Origin of the sequence: Chryseobacterium sp. AG363 (assembly GCF_003610675.1) — a bacterium.
Taxonomy (GTDB): Bacteria; Bacteroidota; Bacteroidia; order Flavobacteriales; family Weeksellaceae; genus Chryseobacterium; species Chryseobacterium cucumeris.
Genome location: NZ_RAQF01000002.1, coordinates 1,720,139 through 1,738,921 on the forward strand (window position 1 = coordinate 1,720,139; position 18,783 = coordinate 1,738,921).

The 18,783-nt window shown below is 35.1% G+C and carries 13 protein-coding genes; 10 read left to right on the forward strand and 3 right to left on the reverse strand.

The features are described 5' to 3' along the window. Positions 1–27: 27 nt before the first annotated feature. Positions 28–465 carry a hypothetical protein gene (locus tag DEU39_RS07845; protein WP_147367568.1) on the forward strand — a complete coding sequence of 146 codons (438 nt, stop codon included), beginning with the start codon at positions 28–30 and terminating at the stop codon, positions 463–465. Between the two features lie 785 nt (positions 466–1,250). On the opposite strand, the gene DEU39_RS07855 is transcribed toward DEU39_RS07845, so the two are convergent. Then, the gene (locus DEU39_RS07855) at positions 1,251–2,690 is read right to left on the reverse strand and encodes a helix-turn-helix transcriptional regulator (RefSeq protein ID WP_062675201.1); all 1,440 of its coding nucleotides are present in this window, start codon (positions 2,688–2,690) and stop codon (positions 1,251–1,253) included. Between the two features lie 195 nt (positions 2,691–2,885). Between DEU39_RS07855 and DEU39_RS07860 the strand changes: the two genes are divergently transcribed. The 7 genes from DEU39_RS07860 to DEU39_RS07890 all read left to right on the forward strand — a co-directional run bounded on the left by DEU39_RS07860 (position 2,886) and on the right by DEU39_RS07890 (position 11,877). After that, positions 2,886–5,885 carry a reprolysin-like metallopeptidase gene (locus tag DEU39_RS07860; protein WP_120231531.1) on the forward strand — a complete coding sequence of 1,000 codons (3,000 nt, stop codon included), beginning with the start codon at positions 2,886–2,888 and terminating at the stop codon, positions 5,883–5,885. Positions 5,886–6,238: 353 nt separating this feature from the next. Next, positions 6,239–7,471, forward strand: a complete 1,233-nt coding sequence (locus DEU39_RS07865) for a PKD domain-containing protein (protein ID WP_120231532.1) — start codon at positions 6,239–6,241, stop codon at positions 7,469–7,471. Between the two features lie 7 nt (positions 7,472–7,478). Then, positions 7,479–8,072 (forward strand): outer membrane beta-barrel protein, encoded by a 594-nt coding sequence (locus tag DEU39_RS07870; RefSeq protein ID WP_120231533.1) that lies wholly within the window; start codon positions 7,479–7,481, stop codon positions 8,070–8,072. Positions 8,073–8,314: 242 nt separating this feature from the next. Then, positions 8,315–8,902: a TetR/AcrR family transcriptional regulator gene (locus DEU39_RS07875; RefSeq protein ID WP_062675205.1), complete on the forward strand. Its 588-nt coding sequence runs from the start codon at positions 8,315–8,317 to the stop codon at positions 8,900–8,902. A 91-nt stretch (positions 8,903–8,993) separates the two neighbouring features. Next, positions 8,994–9,800: an SDR family NAD(P)-dependent oxidoreductase gene (locus tag DEU39_RS07880; RefSeq protein WP_120231535.1), complete on the forward strand. Its 807-nt coding sequence runs from the start codon at positions 8,994–8,996 to the stop codon at positions 9,798–9,800. Positions 9,801–10,071: 271 nt separating this feature from the next. After that, on the forward strand, positions 10,072–11,370 hold the full coding sequence (locus DEU39_RS07885; RefSeq protein ID WP_120231536.1) for an epoxide hydrolase family protein: 1,299 nt from the start codon (positions 10,072–10,074) through the stop codon (positions 11,368–11,370). Between the two features lie 48 nt (positions 11,371–11,418). After that, complete coding sequence (locus DEU39_RS07890) at positions 11,419–11,877, forward strand: organic hydroperoxide resistance protein (RefSeq protein WP_120231537.1); 459 nt, start codon at positions 11,419–11,421, stop codon at positions 11,875–11,877. Positions 11,878–11,957: 80 nt separating this feature from the next. Here DEU39_RS07890 and DEU39_RS07895 read toward each other — a convergent pair whose 3' ends face one another. Together DEU39_RS07895 and DEU39_RS07900 are read right to left on the reverse strand one after the other, a co-directional pair. Then, positions 11,958–12,527 (reverse strand): hypothetical protein, encoded by a 570-nt coding sequence (locus tag DEU39_RS07895; protein WP_131797528.1) that lies wholly within the window; start codon positions 12,525–12,527, stop codon positions 11,958–11,960. A 208-nt stretch (positions 12,528–12,735) separates the two neighbouring features. Then, positions 12,736–14,535, reverse strand: a complete 1,800-nt coding sequence (locus DEU39_RS07900) for a hypothetical protein (protein WP_120231538.1) — start codon at positions 14,533–14,535, stop codon at positions 12,736–12,738. A 793-nt stretch (positions 14,536–15,328) separates the two neighbouring features. Here DEU39_RS07900 and DEU39_RS07910 point away from each other — a divergent pair. Continuing rightward, positions 15,329–17,722 (forward strand): DEAD/DEAH box helicase, encoded by a 2,394-nt coding sequence (locus tag DEU39_RS07910; RefSeq protein WP_120231541.1) that lies wholly within the window; start codon positions 15,329–15,331, stop codon positions 17,720–17,722. Positions 17,723–18,015: 293 nt separating this feature from the next. Continuing rightward, the gene (locus DEU39_RS07915) at positions 18,016–18,501 is read left to right on the forward strand and encodes a hypothetical protein (protein WP_120231542.1); all 486 of its coding nucleotides are present in this window, start codon (positions 18,016–18,018) and stop codon (positions 18,499–18,501) included. Positions 18,502–18,783: the final 282 nt, after the last annotated feature.

The following is an 18,783-nucleotide window of genomic DNA, read 5'->3' on the forward strand; positions in this document are numbered from 1 at the left end:
TTAAACATTTAAATATCAATTTTAATTATGAAAAAGCTATTATATATATTTCTCGTGTTCTTTTCAGGTATGTTCATCGCACAGAAAAACACCTATGTAAAGTTTGCTGTTTACAATAATGCCATCGGAACTGCCAGTATGTTTGATCTTTATAAGGACAGTATTGAAAAGGTAAACGCTTTTAAAACCAAAGCCAGTTTACCTCCTCATTTAAAGAAGTTTGATTATCTGGCTGATAACGGCCTAATAGAAATAAAGTTTAAAAAAAATGCCGGCTATCCAGATAGTTTATCTCTGGAAATGTTGAATGAGCAGAACAATCTGCCCAAAGACAGACCTGTATTTATTGAAGGATATCAGTTTAATGATACCACTACCTTAGTTTATAATGAAATGATTGACAACATTGAACTTATAGATTCCAACGGACAGAAAAACATCCATATTTCAACTATAAGAAATTAATTACTGATATCAATCGGAAGTTAATTTAAAAGCAGAGACTATTTCGAAATGAAATAGTCTCTGTTGCTTTTCACAATATTCTTAATCTTTATTTCAATAGTTTTGAAAACCATATATAAATGTCCATATCACCGGGGATATTCAGTTTTTTCCTTAGATTGTATTTCTTGGTCTGCACAGTTCTTACTGAGGTGTGGGTATATTCAGCAATATCTTAATTACAATATGAATACTATCCTACTACCACACCACTGAAACCACCTACGTATCACATACACAACATAGCAAAAGCGCAAACAAAAACCATTTAAATTACAGAATTACCAATTACTTTTGTCCGAAAATTATTCTATGCTTTTATAATAAAGTAGAAAATTGATCAAAGTTTAAAAGATAGCCCATTATAAAATCTTATCACATAACCCCTAAAAACCCCATACATAATATGAAAAATTTATTGTCGGTTTAGGTTCTTGATGCTTCCGGAAAAACAGTTAAAACGATTGAACAGCCTTCATCTCAGTTGTATCTGAAGACTTAAAACGGGATTATATCTTGTTACTTTAAAAATGATAAACGTAATTACAAAAACGATTAAAACAATTAAGAAATAGCACTTTTTTCAGAATCAGAAAATAGTTTTTAATATTTAGGATATCTTCTGCCTGCAGGTTTGTGTTATTTTCTGCAGGCATTTTTAAACGAAACGTTCAAAACACATTTTACTTGCACAGAGGCTATTTCATTAATGAGATAGCTTCTGTTTTTTATGACTATTTAAAGGTTTATTTCAGCAATTTGGAAAACCATACATAGATATCCATATCACCGGGAATATTCAGTTTTTTCCTTAGATTATATTTTTTGGTCTGTACGGTTCTCACTGAAGTAAAAGTATATTCAGCAATTTCTTTAGTAGAAAAATTCAGATAGATGTAGGCACAGAATCTTATTTCTGATATTTTTAAAGGAAAAACTTTCAGCAATTCTTCTGAAAAGTGCGGATAATACTCATTGAAACGGGTTAAAAATTCAGGATTATTTTCTTTGGCAAGCTGTATAAGTTCTTTAAAAGCACTTTCATCTACAGATGGCTGATGAGGGATATCAATTTTATCCAGATTTTTACTTTTGTGCTTTCTATAATAATACAGGAAAAGAAATATAAATAGAAGACATGCGGCAATACTCAACGACAGGATGAAGAAAAGTTTTTTTGTTTCCTTCTTTCTATTGCTATTTTCCAATTCATTCTGTTTATCTACAGCATCATTCAATGTTTGTTTTTGTCTGCTGTTTGAAGACTCTATATCCAACAGCCAATTCGCATAATAAGCGATACTGTCTTTCTGTCCTGTGCTTTCATACAGGTTCTTCAACTCCATTGCGACCGACTTTTGATAATTCTCGCTTTTATAATAATTATCAGCAATATTTTTACAGATCCATAAATGATGCTGGGCTTCAGGAATTTTATTAAGAGATTTAAAGTACCTGGAAGCATAATACGAGGTAATGTATTGTATCCCTATTTCATTGATCTTTTTCCCATTCTGGATGGCTTCCTCAATATATATTCTTGCGGAATCAGGTTTGTTGAGCTCAAGATACATTCCGCCAAGATACGGTGAGGTTTTATAACTGTTGCTCAATCTGTTCTTGTCTATCCTATAGAGATTATTTTTGTTTTCTCTGTAAATTTTAGAATACTTATATGCTGTTTTATAATGTTTTAGTGCTAATTCTTTTTTATTAATTTCATTGTATATTCCTGCGTACTGCCAGTTAATCAGATAAATAAAATAAGCATTATCGGTTTCGTTCACCTTATCATATATTTCGTCCAATTGTTTCAGAGAAGTCATTCTTTCTCCTAATTTCTGGTATAGCAGTGACCTTTGAAGATGGAGATAAAATATAACCTCAAAATCTGTATCTGAATTGATAAGGTTTTCTTTTTCCACTTTATCAGTATAATAAAAAGACCTTTTCATATCACTGTTCCGGTTGTAGATATTGGCAATTTTAAGATACCCTAATGCAACACAATCATTATAAGAATTTTTCTTACACACCTTAATAAGACTGTCAATCTTCTCAATTTCCTTTGATCCGGCAGTAGAAAATTCGATATCAAACAGCACATTCTTTAATTCTTCTTCTGTATGCTGTGAATAGAAAAAGGAAGAAATAAAAAAGAATAAAACAGTCAGTTTTTTCATCATAATATGATCAGAATTAAAATACAATATTATACTACACTATTACTATATAATAAAAAATACATACGTATTACATACACAATGTATGAAAATCTCAAAATATCATTGTTTGTAATACAAAATTAGCAATTACTTTTGAATACCCGAATATTATATTCATTCTTCGCAATACCACTATTTAAATACCTAATTTTTAAAATGAGAAAAACTCTATTATCATTATTTTTGATATCAGGCTTCTGTCTTTCCAATGCCCAAAGATGGGAAACCTCTTCACAAAAAGTGTCTGAGATCAGAAGAGAGGTAAAAATCAAGTATGCTTACAAAACTGATATTAATGCATTAATACAGTTATTAAAAAACGCTGAGGAGACCGGCGCCAATGCAAGAGCAGTAACGATTCAATTACCAACGGCAGAAGGAACCATAGAAAAGTTTGCGGTGTACAGCAATCCTGTGATGGAAAAATCCTTGGCTGAAAAATATGGATTAGGATCTTATGTAGGAGTGGGAATTGATGACCCCTCAAAATATGTAAGATTCAGTACATCCCCTACAGAAATACAGTCAATGATTATTAAAGACGGTATCTTCCAGTTTATAGAACCTGTCACAACAGATAAAAAAACCTATGGAGTATTCTATAAAACCGAAAGAACAGAGTCTGAGCATGGCTTTAGCTGCAGTATGGAAGGCAAAAAGGAACTGGACATCAAATCTTTAAAGAATTCCGGAAAAAATAAACTTGCCGGAATCAATATTACCGGAAGACCTGCTGCCTCAAGATACAGAAACTATAGACTTGCCTTGTCTGCAACGGGTGAATATACTACTCATTTCGGAGGGATGGCAGGAGCTGTAGCCCAGATGAATGCTACTATGACTCGTGTCAATGGTGTTTTTGAAAAAGAATTTGCAATCCATCTTACCATACAGAATTTCCCCAATATCATCTATGCCAATCCGGCTAATGATCCATACACCAATGATTTGAACGGGCAGCTTCAACAAACCTTAACTGCTCAGGTAGGCAATGCCAATTATGATATAGGACATGTCTTTAATGCCGCCGGAGGAAATGGAAATGCAGGATGCATAGGATGTATATGTACCAACCCTACCGCAGCAGAACCGTTAGGTAAAGGTTCTGCGTTTACACAAAATCAGAATCCTGTGGGAGACACCTTTGATATTGATTATGTAGCTCATGAAATGGGACATCAGCTTGGAGGTAACCACACTTTTTCTACAGTTACTGAAAGCTCAGATGTCAATATAGAACCGGGAGGAGGAACAACCATTATGGCCTATGCAGGGATCACAGCCAATAATGTTCAGATGAACAGTGATGCCTATTTCCACTATTCGTCCATCAATCAAATCCTTAACAACCTTGAAGGTAAAGTTGGGTGCGGCGTAGCTGAAAATATTGCCAATAATGCACCAGCTATTACCCCGCTGATTTCCTATACTATTCCCAAAGGCACAGCCTACTACCTGGATGCCAATGCAGTAGATGCCAACGGGGATCAGTTTACCTATAACTGGGAACAGTATGACAGCGTAGGCTCTACAAGCTCAATCTCAGGAGACAGCGGCTGGGGATTCAATCCTGAAGGTTCACTTACCCGTTCTTTTCCTGCAGTGGCTTCGGGAAGAAGATATTTCCCTAGCCTGCCTGTTGTAATGAGTGGTAAACTGACGAATAAAGACACATGGGAAACAGTTTCATACATTCCCAGAGTATTACATTACGCGGTAACAGTACGTGATAATAACCCGAACAGACCTTTAACGATTTCTGCAGAAAATACAGTAACCGTTGGAAATGACGGACCTTTCAAATTCAAAGGATTAACTCCTTCTACTACGCTGTATAATAATGCTTCCAATACCATTTCCTGGGATGTTGCCAATACCAACCTTGCTCCCTATAATGCTGCCAATGTAAAGATTGAATATACAACCGATCTGGTTAACGGATCAGCATGGACAGAACTGGTGGCTTCAACGCCTAATGACGGAAGTTTTGAAATACAGATGCCTGCTGCGCTTCAGGGAAATATTAAACTGCGAATTTCAGCAGTAGGAAATATATTTTATGCCGTTTCTCCTACAGTGACCGTAGGAAATGCTCCCGCTTCTTTAAATAATCCACCAACGGGACTTACCGCGTTCGATAATGATATATTAAAAACCTCAGCAACTGTTTCATGGAATCATGTACCGGGAGCAACCTATTCCGTGAATTACAGGAAAGCAGGAACAGCAAACTGGTCCAATGCTGCCAGCCCGGTTAGTTCTGTGCTATTAAATAATCTTGAAGATGAAACCTCTTATGAAGTTCGTGTAGCCACTGTGATTAATAATGTTCCCGGAGCATTTTCTCCTGTGTATAATTTTAAAACAAAAGGATTGCGCACCGGATATGATTACTGCCTGATGACTACAGGAGGAAACACTACAATCAGTCCATATTTCAGTGGAATATTAAGAGTGACTTTAGCCAATGTGGATTTAGCTGGAAATGGGACAACCGTTCAGCACGCTTATAAAGATTATTCGGAAGACCCTGCCAAACTGATTCAGCTTACTCAGGGTGCGCAATATAATATGAACTATATTGTGTATGCTAACCGTGCTGGAGGAAACTATCAGGATTGGGTACAGGCATGGATTGATTACAACAGAAACGGAGTATTTGAAGCTTCAGAAAGAATTGGGATTAACGGCGCAGCTCCGGATGCCAATAAAAGACATCAGGGAAGTTTTGCATTTGCAGTTCCGGCCAATGCTTACAATGGTGACAAAACATTAAGAATGAGAGTAGCCAGCGGATTTTTCAATGCTTCAGCTGATGCATGTGCAAGTCCTTTCGTAGATGCCAATGGTGATATTATCTCTCATGGTTCGGTATGGGATTTTTCTGTAAAGATCAATGCAGCACTAGGAGTTAAGGAGTCCGTTCAGTCATATTCTGATCTTGAAATCTACCCTAATCCTGCGGATACATTTGTAGAGGTAAAAAATCTGAAAGGTAAAGCTGATTACAAAATTTACAGTGCAGGCGGAAGACTTGTTCAGGAAGGAAAACCGGACGGAAAAAGAATCAGTGTTGCCTCATTGATCAAAGGAGTGTATGTGATCACGATAAAAGATGATAAGGCGACTTATCATACAAAACTAATCAAGAAATAGTTGTAATAATTAGTGTACCGTGTACCTGTAGGTTATACGTGATGCCTGCAGGTACTTTTCTAAGTCAATTAAAAAAATAAACCCAGTCATTAACTCATAGTAAATCAAAATCTCTAACAAAGTAAATAAACTAACATTTTCATTTTAAACACCTTTTAATGCAGCACCTGCAGTATAGATTGGGTTTCCTGCAGGTACTTTTAAAAGGTTTAATAATTAAAAAACGGATAAAGAAAAGTATATAGCTCTATATTGATAAAAAAACATTTTTAATCATCGTTTGTGTTGTGTACCTGCATGATAAGTGGTTTTCTGCAGGTACCTTTTTTAAATAACTCTCAAAAAAATACTCTATGATAAAAAAACTACTCTTTCTTATATGTACTGGTTTTTCAGTGTTATCATTCTGCCAGTCTGATAAGGTTCTGTTTATAGGAAACAGCGTCACCTATTTTAATGACATGCCTGAAATTTTTAAAAATATAGCGGCTTCAAAAGGGAAAAATCTATCTGTAACAACACATACTCCCGGAGGAACCGGATTTGTGAATCATGTAGATGATGTTTCATTGTATCAAAAGATAAGATCTAAAAACTATAAATACGTGATCATGCAGCCCGGAACTGCGGAATCTGCAGGTCATTCTTACCCTGTTTCTGTAACCGCTGAACGCGGCCGTAAAATCAGGGATTCTATTCGTAAATACAGTCCTTGTTCTAAGATTTTTCTGTATGAAATTCCCTATGGAGTTCCATCTGCCAATGAATACAACACCTATTTTGCTTTTCAGAAAAAAATTAAGGATTCCATTACGAAGATGTCTAACCTGATGCAGGTGGAAATGGTTCCTGCCGGAGAATCTGCAAGACATTACTACAATTCTTCCCAGGATCTGGCTCTTCACGGATCTTATAACGATATTCATCCTGGACCTAAAGGAAGTTATCTTGTGGCAGCCACTATGTATTCTGCAATTTTTCAGGATCATGTATTTCCATCCACTTTTTATAACGGAATGCCTCAAAATACGGCCGAAAACTTTCAGAATATTGCAGATCTTGTTTTTTTTAATAATCCGCCACAATGGAATAGTAATACGTTTCACCTTCATTCGGATTTTATAGCAGGAATTAACGGAACAACTGTAAATTTCACCAATCATTCCGCCAATTACACATCTGTATCATGGAACTTTGGCGATGGCATCACCGATTCTTCATTGAATCCTGTTCATCAATATACTGCCCCGGGAACTTATACAGTCTCACTTACGGTCAGCAAAAACTCCTGTGCAGAAACATTCAGCAAAACAATTACTATTGGGTCTTTGGGAACTGCGGATATGAATGTACAGCCTGAGCTTATATTTTACCCTAATCCTGTGAAAGATGTTGCCTATATCATAAGTAAGGAAAAGGTAAAAGAAATAATCATTTACAATAGTGAAGGAAGAAGGGTTTCCAGCATCTCAGGTACGGAAATCGCTGATCATAAGATAAATTTTTCACAGTATCAGAAAGGAATGTATATCGTAAACATCATTTTCCAAAACAATCAACAAAAAAACATCAAAATATTTAAGTAATAACTTTATGACAAACAATCTAAACAAAACTCTAATTTGCTTTTTAATTTCTAATGTAGTTCTGCTCAATGCCCAGCAAAAAGGCACTTCAGAGATCAAGGCAGGTTATGGTGTTCTTTCTTCCAACGAAATCGGCAAAGTCTTCACAGATATTATAATAACACCATTTACTGAAACGAAAACTACTGATGAAAAACATTCCGGAGCTCTTTTTATTGGTTACAATTATGCAGTTAAAGATAATTGGACCATCGGTACAGATCTTGTTTATGAAAGATATACAGCTTCTGTTAATAAACAAAACCTTACTGTAGCGAGCCAGAAGAATGATATATATACACTCGCTGTCAATAGTACTTATTCCTATATCTCGAAACCCAAGTTCAGAATGTATTCAGGGGTTGGTTTAGGATATACTTTTTCAAATGAAAAACTTAGTCCTAATCAGTCAGATGTTCAAAGTGTATCTTCCAAAAGCAGTTCTTTCAACTTTCAGGTGATAGGAGCAGGTGTAAGAATAGGTGGAAAAATTGCAGGGTTTGCAGAATTAGGCTTTGGATATAAAGGTATAATTAATTTAGGGATCAGCTATCAGCTTTAATTGTTAATCTTATTCTGTTGTATCATCAGTAAAACAGAATAAGATTTTAACCTTGTATACCTTATTTCAAGTTAAAAACAAATAGTAAAGATAAATGTATGATAAATAGAAACAAAATGTCTTATCATAGAGGTTCTGGCTGTTTTATTGTTATTAACTGATAATTTTTTCAGAATTAAATCAAAGAAAATTTGTTTTTATGACCAATCGGTCATATATTTGCATCATTATTTACTATTATTATGGCAAAAGGGGAGGAAACCAGACAGTTCATTATAGAAAAAGCAGCACCTATTTTTAATACAAAAGGGATTGCAGCTACTTCTATGAGTGATATTATGGAGGCCACCAAGTTGTCTAAAGGCAGTATGTACGTTCATTTTGAAAATAAGGAAGTACTTGCCTGTGCTGCTGTTGAGCATAATATGCAAATGCTGACTGATCAACTTCAAAAAACTTTAAGCAGATTTAAAACTTCCAGGGAACAGTTATTCGCCTATATTGATTTTTTTAGTGATCCCAATCATCCGCCTGTAGTTGGCGGGTGTCCCCTGCTAAACTTTGGAACAGAAGCTGATGATACCAATCCAGTCGTTAAAGGAAAAATAAACAATGGAATAAAACAGGGAGAAAAATTAATTTCCGGTATTATAGAAAAAGGAATTTCCAATAAAGAATTCAGAGCGGAATGGGATGCGGAAGGTTTTGCAACAGTTTTGTTTGCCATGCTTGAAGGTGGACACTTAATGTCAAGAATGGCTGGTAATAACGATAAAATGATAACTATCGTCAAAAATCTTAAAAAAATGATTGAAGAAAATACAGTGTAATTTTTTTTATCCAAAATATGACCGATCGGTCATTTACATATGAAATAATTCTTTTAAAAAATATAATCATAACAATTTAAAAAACAGAACAATGTCAAAAACAGTTTTAATTACAGGTGCATCAAAAGGTTTCGGAAAAGCATGGGCAGAAGCCTTTTTAGCCAAAGGATACAATGTGGCTGCAACAGCCAGAAATGTAGAAACGCTTGATTATTTAAAAGAAAAATATGGAGATTCCGTATTGCCTTTAACCTTAGATGTAGATAAAAGAGAGGAATCATTATCAGTAGTTCAGAAAGTACACCAACACTTCGGCAGCATTGATATTCTGATTAATAATGCAGGATATGCACTAACAGGTGCGGTGGAAGAAACCAACGAACAGGAAGCAAGAGCACAGTTTGAAACGAATTTCTTTGGAACTTTATGGCTTACACAGGCGGTGCTTCCCATTATGAGAGATCAGAAAAGTGGTCATATCATTCAGGTTTCTTCTATTTTAGGATTGGCTACTTTACCAACCATGGGACTTTATAATGCATCTAAGTTTGCACTGGAAGGATTAAGCGAAACTTTAGCAACAGAAGTAAAAGGCTTTGGAATTAATGTAACTTTGGTAGAACCTAATGGCTATGCTTCCAATATCTGGCATACAGGAATTAATACACAAAGTAATCCTGTTTACGATGGTGTTAAAAAGGCTTTCTCAGAATCTGAAACTTCTTTTGGTGACGTAGCAGCTACAGCTCCTGCATTGATAAAGTTAGCAGAAACTGAAAATCCTCCATTGCGTTTATTGCTTGGAAAAGTAGCACTTCCTTTCGTAAAACAAAATTACGAACAGCGCTTAAAAGTATGGGAAGAATGGAATGATGTATCTGTAGAAGCTCACGGATAACATCGAAAAAAATGTTTTCACAAAATAAGCTCCGTTTTTATAGAAGAACGGAGCTTATTTTTTTATCCTTTTTGAGATCAATATCTCAGTCACTTTTCTTAGCATTACTTTTCATCTGCTTCATATTGTTTCCTGTTCACCATCTGCAATGTCTGTTTCACTGTGAAATATGACTACTTGAACACATTACTCGTTTCCCAGGTGTATCTCAGGGTATAATTTTGTCTCATCAAAAAGAAAAAACAGATTTAAAATCTAATACAGTAAAGCAATGAAAACAACAATTTCAACAATTCTTTTAGCAGCAACTTTTATCTTAGGTACACCTGCTATTTCTAAGGCGCAAAAAAATGATACTGCTACTCTATTATCAAAAAATGATACCAGTATCCGTCCTTTTCACATCAATATTCCACAATCTCAGCTGGATGATCTTAAAAAACGTATTTCCGAAACCCGCTTCCCGGATAAAGAGACTGTGAAAGATGCTTCTCAGGGAATCCAGCTTGAGCAGTTAAAAGAACTTATCACCTATTGGGGCAACGGATACGACTGGAGAAAAGTAGAAAATAAGCTGAATGCGCTTCCCCAATTTGTAACAAAAATTGACGGACTTGATATCCAGTTTATCCATGTACGTTCAAAGGAGTCTAATGCAATGCCTGTAATTCTTACCCATGGCTGGCCTGGTTCTCCGCTGGAGTTTATCAATGCAATAGATCCTTTGACTGATCCTGTAAAATACGGAGGAAAAGCAAGTGATGCTTTTGATGTAATTATACCTGCCATTCCGGGATATGGTTTTTCAGAGATTCCTGCTGAGCTTGGTTGGAACCCTGACCGCGTTGCCCGTACATGGGATGTACTGATGAAAAGACTCGGCTACAAAAAATATGTTTCTGAAGGTGGTGACCATGGTTCTGTTATTTCTGATGCATTAGCAAAACAGGCTCCTTCAGGTCTTTTGGGAATCCACCTTACCATGCCGGCTACCATTCCTGCCGAACTTGTAAAACCAATCAATGCCGGTGATCCCGCCCCGTCAGGACTTTCTGCCTCAGAAGCAAAAGCATACAATGCAATGAGTACATTCTTTGGAAGAAATGCAGCTTACGGGGAAATGATGGTAACACGTCCACAGACAACAGGATATCTGCTTTCTGATTCTCCAACAGCCTTAGCAGCATTCCTTTACGAAAAAATTGCCGAATGGAGTGAAAGTGATCTTCATCCTGAGAATATCATTGGCCGTGATGCCATCCTGGATGATATTACCCTTTACTGGCTTACCAATACCGGAGCGTCTTCTTCACGTTTCTATTGGGAAAATAACAAGAATAATTTCAGTGCGGAGGCGCAGAAGACCAAAGACATTAAAGTTCCTGTAGCTGTTTCGGTATTTCCTCACGAAATTTATCAGGCTCCGGAAAGCTGGTCGAAGCAAGCTTATCCTACTTTATATTATTATCATAAAGCTTCAAAAGGCGGACATTTTGCAGCCTGGGAACAGCCGCAGATCTTTACAGAAGAGCTTAGAGCCGCTTTCAAAGATTTAAGAAAAAAACTTTAAGAATAATAGGATCAATCAACAGAATCGTTTAATCTAAATAATAAAAATATGGAATTAAATACCATTCAGGAAGTAGAAAATACAACCGTAGTCAATATCAGTAAAGTGCTGTATTCCGGTAATGTCGTTGTAACGGGAGGCCGTAACGGAGAAGCAAAAAGCAGTGATGGCAAACTTAGTATTGAACTAACTTCTCCCGGTTCAAAGGGAAACGGAACCAATCCGGAACAGTTGTTAGCAGCAGGATGGTCGGCATGTTTTATCGGTGCGATGCATTTAGGTGCGGTAAAAATGGGAGTTACCCTTCCTCCGGACTTATCTGTCAATACCTCTGTAGATCTGGCCACCAATGATAATGGATTTTTCCTGCAAGCCCATTTACAGGTACTTTTACCGGGATTTGCAATAGACGAAGCCAGAAAAGTTGTGGAAACAGCCCATGCAACATGTCCTTATTCAAAAGCAACCCGTGGAAATATCAATGTAAAAATAGATGTAGTAGTTTAGTTTTCAGAATGTTTATTGCAATTTGATTAAAACCTTCCCTGTCAAAAGCAAGGAAGGTTTTTTATTGTTTTAAAATCTGTCTATTTAGCTGCTGTAGTGATTTTGTTAAACGCATAAGGCACCACTCCAATCCCCAGGGTCAGTAAAACACCAACGAGATTATTCAGGTTGGGAAAATTGCTTACATCAAAATAATTCCAGATGGCAAAGGTGGTGAGAACACATGCCAGACCTACAGACACCAAACCGCTTATAAATGCAAGAAAACGGCTTACACTCGTATTAGGTTTTGAGGCATTGGGATCTTCACCATTGCCAGCTGTTGCATCTGCGGCCTTCATTGCCTGCTGACTTTCAGTAGAAGCAGATAAAAAAGCCACTCTTTGTTTTGTTTTTTCTACCTCTATCTGAACATTCGCATCCTTATCCAAAAGGAGATCTTTTAAAGAGACTTTATCTTTTTTAAGTTTAAAAAAGACAAGACAGGTAATTAAAAGGAAGAGCAGAATAGGAGAAATTGCAATCCATTTTTCAGCATCGGTTATAGGAATTGGCTTTGGTACAGTCGGTATCGTGTTAGTCTGCTGTCCATACATCACAACAGATGTAAAGAGTGCGGTCAATAATAAAAGAAAATTCAAAGGTCTCATAGGGGTTAGTTTTGAAGTTGTTATGATTTTTTTAAACTACATCTGAATATACTTTACAGCATACAGTCTATTTATCACAAATTTTGTGATAATATAACAACCTGTCAATTACCCAAATGGGTAATATTATATCAAAAAGAATCACCGTATATAATATCTGAAAAACGACTTATTTTCAGGATATTAAGCACCAATTGATCTTCTATTATTAATTTCCAAAATTGACAAAATGAGGAACATCCGTTGCAAAACTGTTCATTGGTAAAAGATTATTTCTGTTACTGTTAAAATCAAAAACAGAATTATTATCAAAAGGAACACGCGGATAATACATGAAAGAAATCTGAATCCTGTTGAAAACAAGATAGGGATTATTAATTAAAACACCTATTCCGATTTTTGTATTGGCTTTGGTCTTCAATAGTTTATCATCGGGCATTCCCAGCCAACCCACTGCAGTAGTTAAATAAGGGCTGAAATGGAAATTCTTCCAGGTTTTATTGATAAACAATTGAAGCTGATACCTTAACACTATTTTTTTTGTGCCAATATAATCAGAATTATAAACAGGAAATTCATCTGCAGAAGAAAGGTTGATCCTATCCTTATACGAGTAATTATGCTGTGGATTTCCCAAGGCTAATGTTGGAGAAAAGAAATGTCTTGCTTTGGCAAATTTCCAGTCCATAAGGTTGGTGAAATAAGTTCCATCAAAGCGGAAAGATTCCCTGTTCTGACTGTCTTCATTAAAAAACCTTCCAAACTGTGCTTTCACTGTAAAATATCCCAGTTTTGTAAAACGCCCATAAGATGCTGAAATTCCCACATACGGATTCACTTCTTTATTTCTTGATAATCCTCCGGCAATGACGTTTACAGAATTGCCATAAGCAACATCCTCCGGCAAATCATATTGGAAAATATTCTTCTGAACTGAAAAGTTTCTCTGAATAAATCCGACAGACATCAGAAAACTGTTGTAAGAACTGAAATATTGATACTGATCAATTCCCGGACTGTCTTTGTACTGATAGTTCTGAAATCTTCCTATGATGGCAATATTGCTGGATACCTTCTCACGGGGATCAGATGAAACCGGAATCTGATAACCTCCCCATAAATCCTGACTGTATACTTTAATCTGAACTTCAGGAAAAGCAGTATCCGTTTCTGTCGGAAGTAAAACCTTTCGCATAAAATATTCAAATGTAAAACCTCCCGCCCATTTCGTTAAAGGAGAGAAAAAGTCTCTTCTGAGGCTGAAATTAATTCTCTCATTTCTCGAAAAGTCCCGTTCTCCAAGAATCTGGGCATTGATATAAGTACCAAAAAGATTATAAGTGGTATAGCTTCCTAAGAGATAATCCTGCTTTTCTTTTGAATCATTTCTGTAAAGGAAATCCAGGGTGTGTCCCAGTCCCAGTACATTCTCTTCAGTAACTCCCAAACCAATTTTACTTCCGGAATAACTGATTCTCGGCTTCAGACTCCAGGAATCCAATACCTTTACGACAACATCTATAGAATCTTTACTGGAAGTGCTGTCGGAAACACTGATATTAACTCTGTTGATAAAAGGCATTGTTCTCAACAAACGCTCTGATTCATAGAGCTTTTGGGCGTTATACTCTTCTCCTTCCTCAAAAAGCAAAAAATTATTGATTGTTGATCTTCTGGTACTGGAATGAAGGTGATCCTTTACCCAATCATACCATTTGCCTATTTCCTTACCGTCTTTAGAACTGTATCCAAAAGGGTCAATGGTTTCTATCCTGACATTTCTGATAATTTTTTTGTTATAAGTATTTTGTAAAAGCTTTTCAGTATTGGACTTCACGGAAGTGGAATCCGGCTCTCTACGAAATATAAAACGGTGAATGAATTTAGTAACTTTTCTCTTATCTGAAAATTCTTCTATTTTGTAATACAGCGAATCTTTCTTTTCCTGTGCATTTAAAAAGAAAAAACCACTTAAAAGGAAAATCAGAGTTACAGTCGTTCTAGCCATTAGTCATCAAAATTCAATAAAGTTTCTTGTATCAATTAATACGCCAATAAAGCTTCAATACCTACCACATTTCAGAAATTTTTCTATATAAAGCCCACTTTATTCGATAGTCTCATTTTATAAATAAAAGAGTGTCTGTATTTTATTATAAATTCATGTCAGATTAAGCCTAACATCAGTATTACATTCAGCGTGAAAGAAAACAACAGCAGAATAACCAGTTCTTTCAAAAAAGGGCTTTCTTTCCTGTAAATTTTGCTTACTATTGAAGATAATCCTAAAAATAGTAATCCTGCCAATGTAAAAAAAATACTTCTGACTATTAATGCCGGAATAAAATCATTTTCTATCATTTGATTCCAATTTTCATTTGACCCTATCCAAAGTCTTGACATTGCTATTAAGCTTAGAAATCCAATGGTATAAATTACAGTTTTTAAAAGAAAAAAAGTGTTTGTTTTATAGGTGTATTCCATTCAGATTATAAAATAATAAGCTAAAATTATAAAAATTTTCCTTCTATAGCTTAAAAAAGAAATAAATCACTGCCACCCAATCTTTCTGTAACCGTGATTATAAAGAATATTATTTTTTCTATTTCTTTTTTTTAACTCGTTCAAATTCTTTTAAAAAACTCCAGAACCTTAATAAATATAGTAATACTTATTCTTACTTTTAAGAAGATCATTAGTTTTGTTTTTACGGAAAACCATAATGAGATAACCCCATTACAAGTTAATTTTACAAACACCAACCCGCAAATAGCAGAATAATATTTATAAATGTCAAATAAATGACAGCAGAAGAAATAAGAGAAATAGCAATAGACAGTTGCCAAAACTATTATGAATATCTACAGAATAACAATAAAGGCATCCAGGAAGTTGATGTTTTTGATTTAGAATATTTGCCAGGCAGGTATACTGTGATTAAGCTTCGTTTGTCTGCAAAGCTTTTTGATACAGAAGCTGTTTTTTTCAGGAATTTCCGCAATGGTAAAGATTATGATTCCACAGAAATTAAAATTATTGAATACGACAATGATAAAAATATACTTTTAATTAAACCTTCTGACAAAATATCCCCGGATTTCATTGGGCTACAAAGAAATGACCTTAAAGTGGTCTCTGATCTGAAGTTCCTGGTTGAAAGAGTGAAATACTGGTACGTACATAATGGAAGCAATCTCTCCCTACCTACGAGAACTTCGAAATACTCAGAGGACTTTCAGAATATTGACTTTTTTCCTGAGAAAAATCTTCTGCCTTCCGAAAACCAAAAACAGTCATTAAAAAATATTTTCACGAATCCCTTTTCTTATGTTTGGGGAGCTCCCGGCACAGGGAAAACCCAATTTGTTCTTGCCTATGCAGTGCTCCATTATATCAGAAAAGGGGATACAATTGCCATTTTAGCTCCCACCAATAATGCGATTGAGCAAGTTTTAAAAGGGATCATTAAAATGACTGATAAGGCTGGGATCGACAGAAAAAAAATTATACGCCTGGGAACGCCCTCCAAAAAATTTGCGGAAGAATTTCCCGAAGTCTGTGAAGAAAAAGGGGTTCAAAAAAAGCTGGCTGAAATAGATAAACAAATTGATATTCTGGAACGAATGCTAAATTTTAAAAATCAGCAGCAAGCCATTGACAGATTTATAGACTTAACTCCTGAATTTGATGATTTAATTGAATTTTCTGCGCGTATAAAACGAGATACAGACTCATTGGCTGAGGTGAATATCATATTCAGAAAAAAGGAGATAGAGGTTAAGTTACTCTCTGAAAACAGCATTAAAGAAACTCAACAGCTGGAAAAAAATATTGCTAAAATAAATTCTATTTCCCATAAGATTATCAAAGCATTCAGCAGTAAACCAACGCGTGCAGAAAAGGAAGTTTATGAGAGTAGAAAGAGAATTTATGATTTCAATAAAGATCTGGAATATTTGAAATATGAACTCTCTGAAATCAGTGAGAAAAGAACGGTTCAAGAGAGAGATTTAGCTGAGATTCAGAAAAAAGTATCTATAAAAATCACTAATCTGATTAACCAGACCAAATTTCTTCCGGAAGTTCAGTCTGTTCTTTCTAAACTGTCTGTCACAAATATAAAAGAAACTAAAAAAAAGGCAGATACCATACTCCTTCAAAAAAGAGATAAGTTAGAAGTTGACACGCATCTATTTTCAGAATACAAAAATCACAGCCCGGGCGTAATAGAATCTGAATTGGAAAGATATGTTGATTTAAGAGCTAAACTAGCTATTTCCTCTACTGAAGAACGTTTGAAGTCCGTCAATATCATTGGATGCACTTTAGATGGCTATATTGGACGTTACACAGAATCAAAGTTAAATGTTGAGCATATTTTTCTGGATGAAGCAGGATATGCCAATATTATTAAAGCTTTGACATTGTTTAATCATTCAACGCCCATTTCATTTCTGGGGGATCACAAGCAATTACCTCCGGTTTGTGAAATTAACGACAGCAGTATTGAAAGGGATGGCAAGTTTTATAATATGTTTTTATGGGCTCAGTCAGCCATTTTCCTGGACACTCTTTTTTCGAAATCAAAGGATTTCTCCAGAAATCAGTACCTGGACAATTCGGAATTCAAATCTGAACATATTTCCAAGACTTCTTTAAATGCTACCTATAGGTTCGGAAATAATCTGGCTCAGATTCTATCTAAATATGTTTATGAAAACAACTTTAGCTCCAATAATCCGGAAGGAGAAACCCAGATACAGTATATTAATGCTAAAAAAAATGAAGGACCAAAATCAAGAGTATCAATGAATGAAGTTTCAGAAATAAGCAAGCTTGTTCATAACCTTAAAAAAAATGGAACGGAGGATTTTGTCATTTTAACCCCGTATAAAAAACAAATAAGATTACTCAACAATTCTTTGCCACAAGAAAGAAATGATTTGAAAATCCTCACTGTTCACGGTTCTCAGGGCAGAGAATGGGATACTGTAATTTTAAGTATTGTTGACACCTATGATAAATGGTTTGTTGACACTACTATTCCTGTTTCCAAAGGCCTTAATCTGGTTAATACTGCTGTGAGTAGAGCTAAACGGAATTTAATTGTAGTGTGTGACAAAAATTATTGGGCAGTGCAAAGTGGGCAGCTTGTCACCGAACTTATCAATTGCGGAAAAGAGATAAAAAATTAATATGATCTCACTCATAACCGAAGGAATAGAATTATTTTATTTTTAAGTCTTGTTTATAATTATATTTTGCTTAAAACTGAATAAGCTTTCTGCCATCGGAAAGCTTATTTTAATTTTAAATCATAAATTCTGCAAAACGCACACCCTCTATCAAACTATTTTACAGCATTTTATGAATTTATTTTGATTTTCTCTGCACCAATTATTAGTGGAAGCTAACTTAAATCATAAAAGAATAGCATCCGGTCTAAACTTTTTTAATTATTTTTACTCATTATAAATAAAAATAACACATGAGAAAAATTGTACTTACGGGAATAGCAGTTATAGGAGGGTTTCTAACAGCACATGCACAATGTAAACCTGTAGCCACTCTTAGAGAAAGTTTTGATACCTGGAAAGACATCAATAAATGCTGGATGGCTCAACCCGGAAAATCTATGCTTTATGCAAGTGATAAAAGAATTATATTCTATTCAATGAACAATCCTGGAGAAAACATGTATCTGGTAACACCGGAAATCAAAGCTGGAATCTATACACTGTCTCTTGATCTTTCTGATAATGGAGGAGAAACTACCTTAGAACTTTTTTCAGTAGACAACCCTTCTGATGTAAAAACCTATGTTTCAATTACTAAACCTTCCAAAATAACAGGTGACAAAAAAACATTTACTGTTTCTTTGAAAAAAGATTCACATTTAGGTTTGAAAGTTATGCTAAGTGGAGTACATCAGGCGGTTTATATGGATAATTTTTATCTACAGGCAAAGAAATAGAGACTTTAGCTTTATTTTTTACTCATAAAAAAACGTTTACCTCTTGTTTCAGAAATGCTTTAATCTCTAAAGAATAAATCGGATTTAAACTTCCCATAATTATTACCGTAGATAAAAATAGTTCGCAAAGATAAAAGACCACAGATATAATAAAAACCAATATTTGTAGATAAAAAACTACATTCCACAGAAAGCATTCTATATCAGACTTTTGGGAATTAAGAGGAAAAAGAGTATATCCGATGGATATACTCTTAAAAACTTAGAAAAAAAACGAAGTAA

What these genes read in the sequence shown, in the direction of transcription:
- DEU39_RS07845 (WP_147367568.1), top strand. Translation starts at nt 28, where the DNA reads ATGAAAAAGCTATTATATATATTTCTCGTGTTCTTTTCAGGTATGTTC.
- DEU39_RS07855 (WP_062675201.1), bottom strand. Translation starts at nt 2,690, where the DNA reads ATGATGAAAAAACTGACTGTTTTATTCTTTTTTATTTCTTCCTTTTTC.
- DEU39_RS07860 (WP_120231531.1), top strand. Translation starts at nt 2,886, where the DNA reads ATGAGAAAAACTCTATTATCATTATTTTTGATATCAGGCTTCTGTCTT.
- DEU39_RS07865 (WP_120231532.1), top strand. Translation starts at nt 6,239, where the DNA reads ATGATAAAAAAACTACTCTTTCTTATATGTACTGGTTTTTCAGTGTTA.
- DEU39_RS07870 (WP_120231533.1), top strand. Translation starts at nt 7,479, where the DNA reads ATGACAAACAATCTAAACAAAACTCTAATTTGCTTTTTAATTTCTAAT.
- DEU39_RS07875 (WP_062675205.1), top strand. Translation starts at nt 8,315, where the DNA reads ATGGCAAAAGGGGAGGAAACCAGACAGTTCATTATAGAAAAAGCAGCA.
- DEU39_RS07880 (WP_120231535.1), top strand. Translation starts at nt 8,994, where the DNA reads ATGTCAAAAACAGTTTTAATTACAGGTGCATCAAAAGGTTTCGGAAAA.
- DEU39_RS07885 (WP_120231536.1), top strand. Translation starts at nt 10,072, where the DNA reads ATGAAAACAACAATTTCAACAATTCTTTTAGCAGCAACTTTTATCTTA.
- DEU39_RS07890 (WP_120231537.1), top strand. Translation starts at nt 11,419, where the DNA reads ATGGAATTAAATACCATTCAGGAAGTAGAAAATACAACCGTAGTCAAT.
- DEU39_RS07895 (WP_131797528.1), bottom strand. Translation starts at nt 12,527, where the DNA reads ATGAGACCTTTGAATTTTCTTTTATTATTGACCGCACTCTTTACATCT.
- DEU39_RS07900 (WP_120231538.1), bottom strand. Translation starts at nt 14,535, where the DNA reads ATGGCTAGAACGACTGTAACTCTGATTTTCCTTTTAAGTGGTTTTTTC.
- DEU39_RS07910 (WP_120231541.1), top strand. Translation starts at nt 15,329, where the DNA reads ATGACAGCAGAAGAAATAAGAGAAATAGCAATAGACAGTTGCCAAAAC.
- DEU39_RS07915 (WP_120231542.1), top strand. Translation starts at nt 18,016, where the DNA reads ATGAGAAAAATTGTACTTACGGGAATAGCAGTTATAGGAGGGTTTCTA.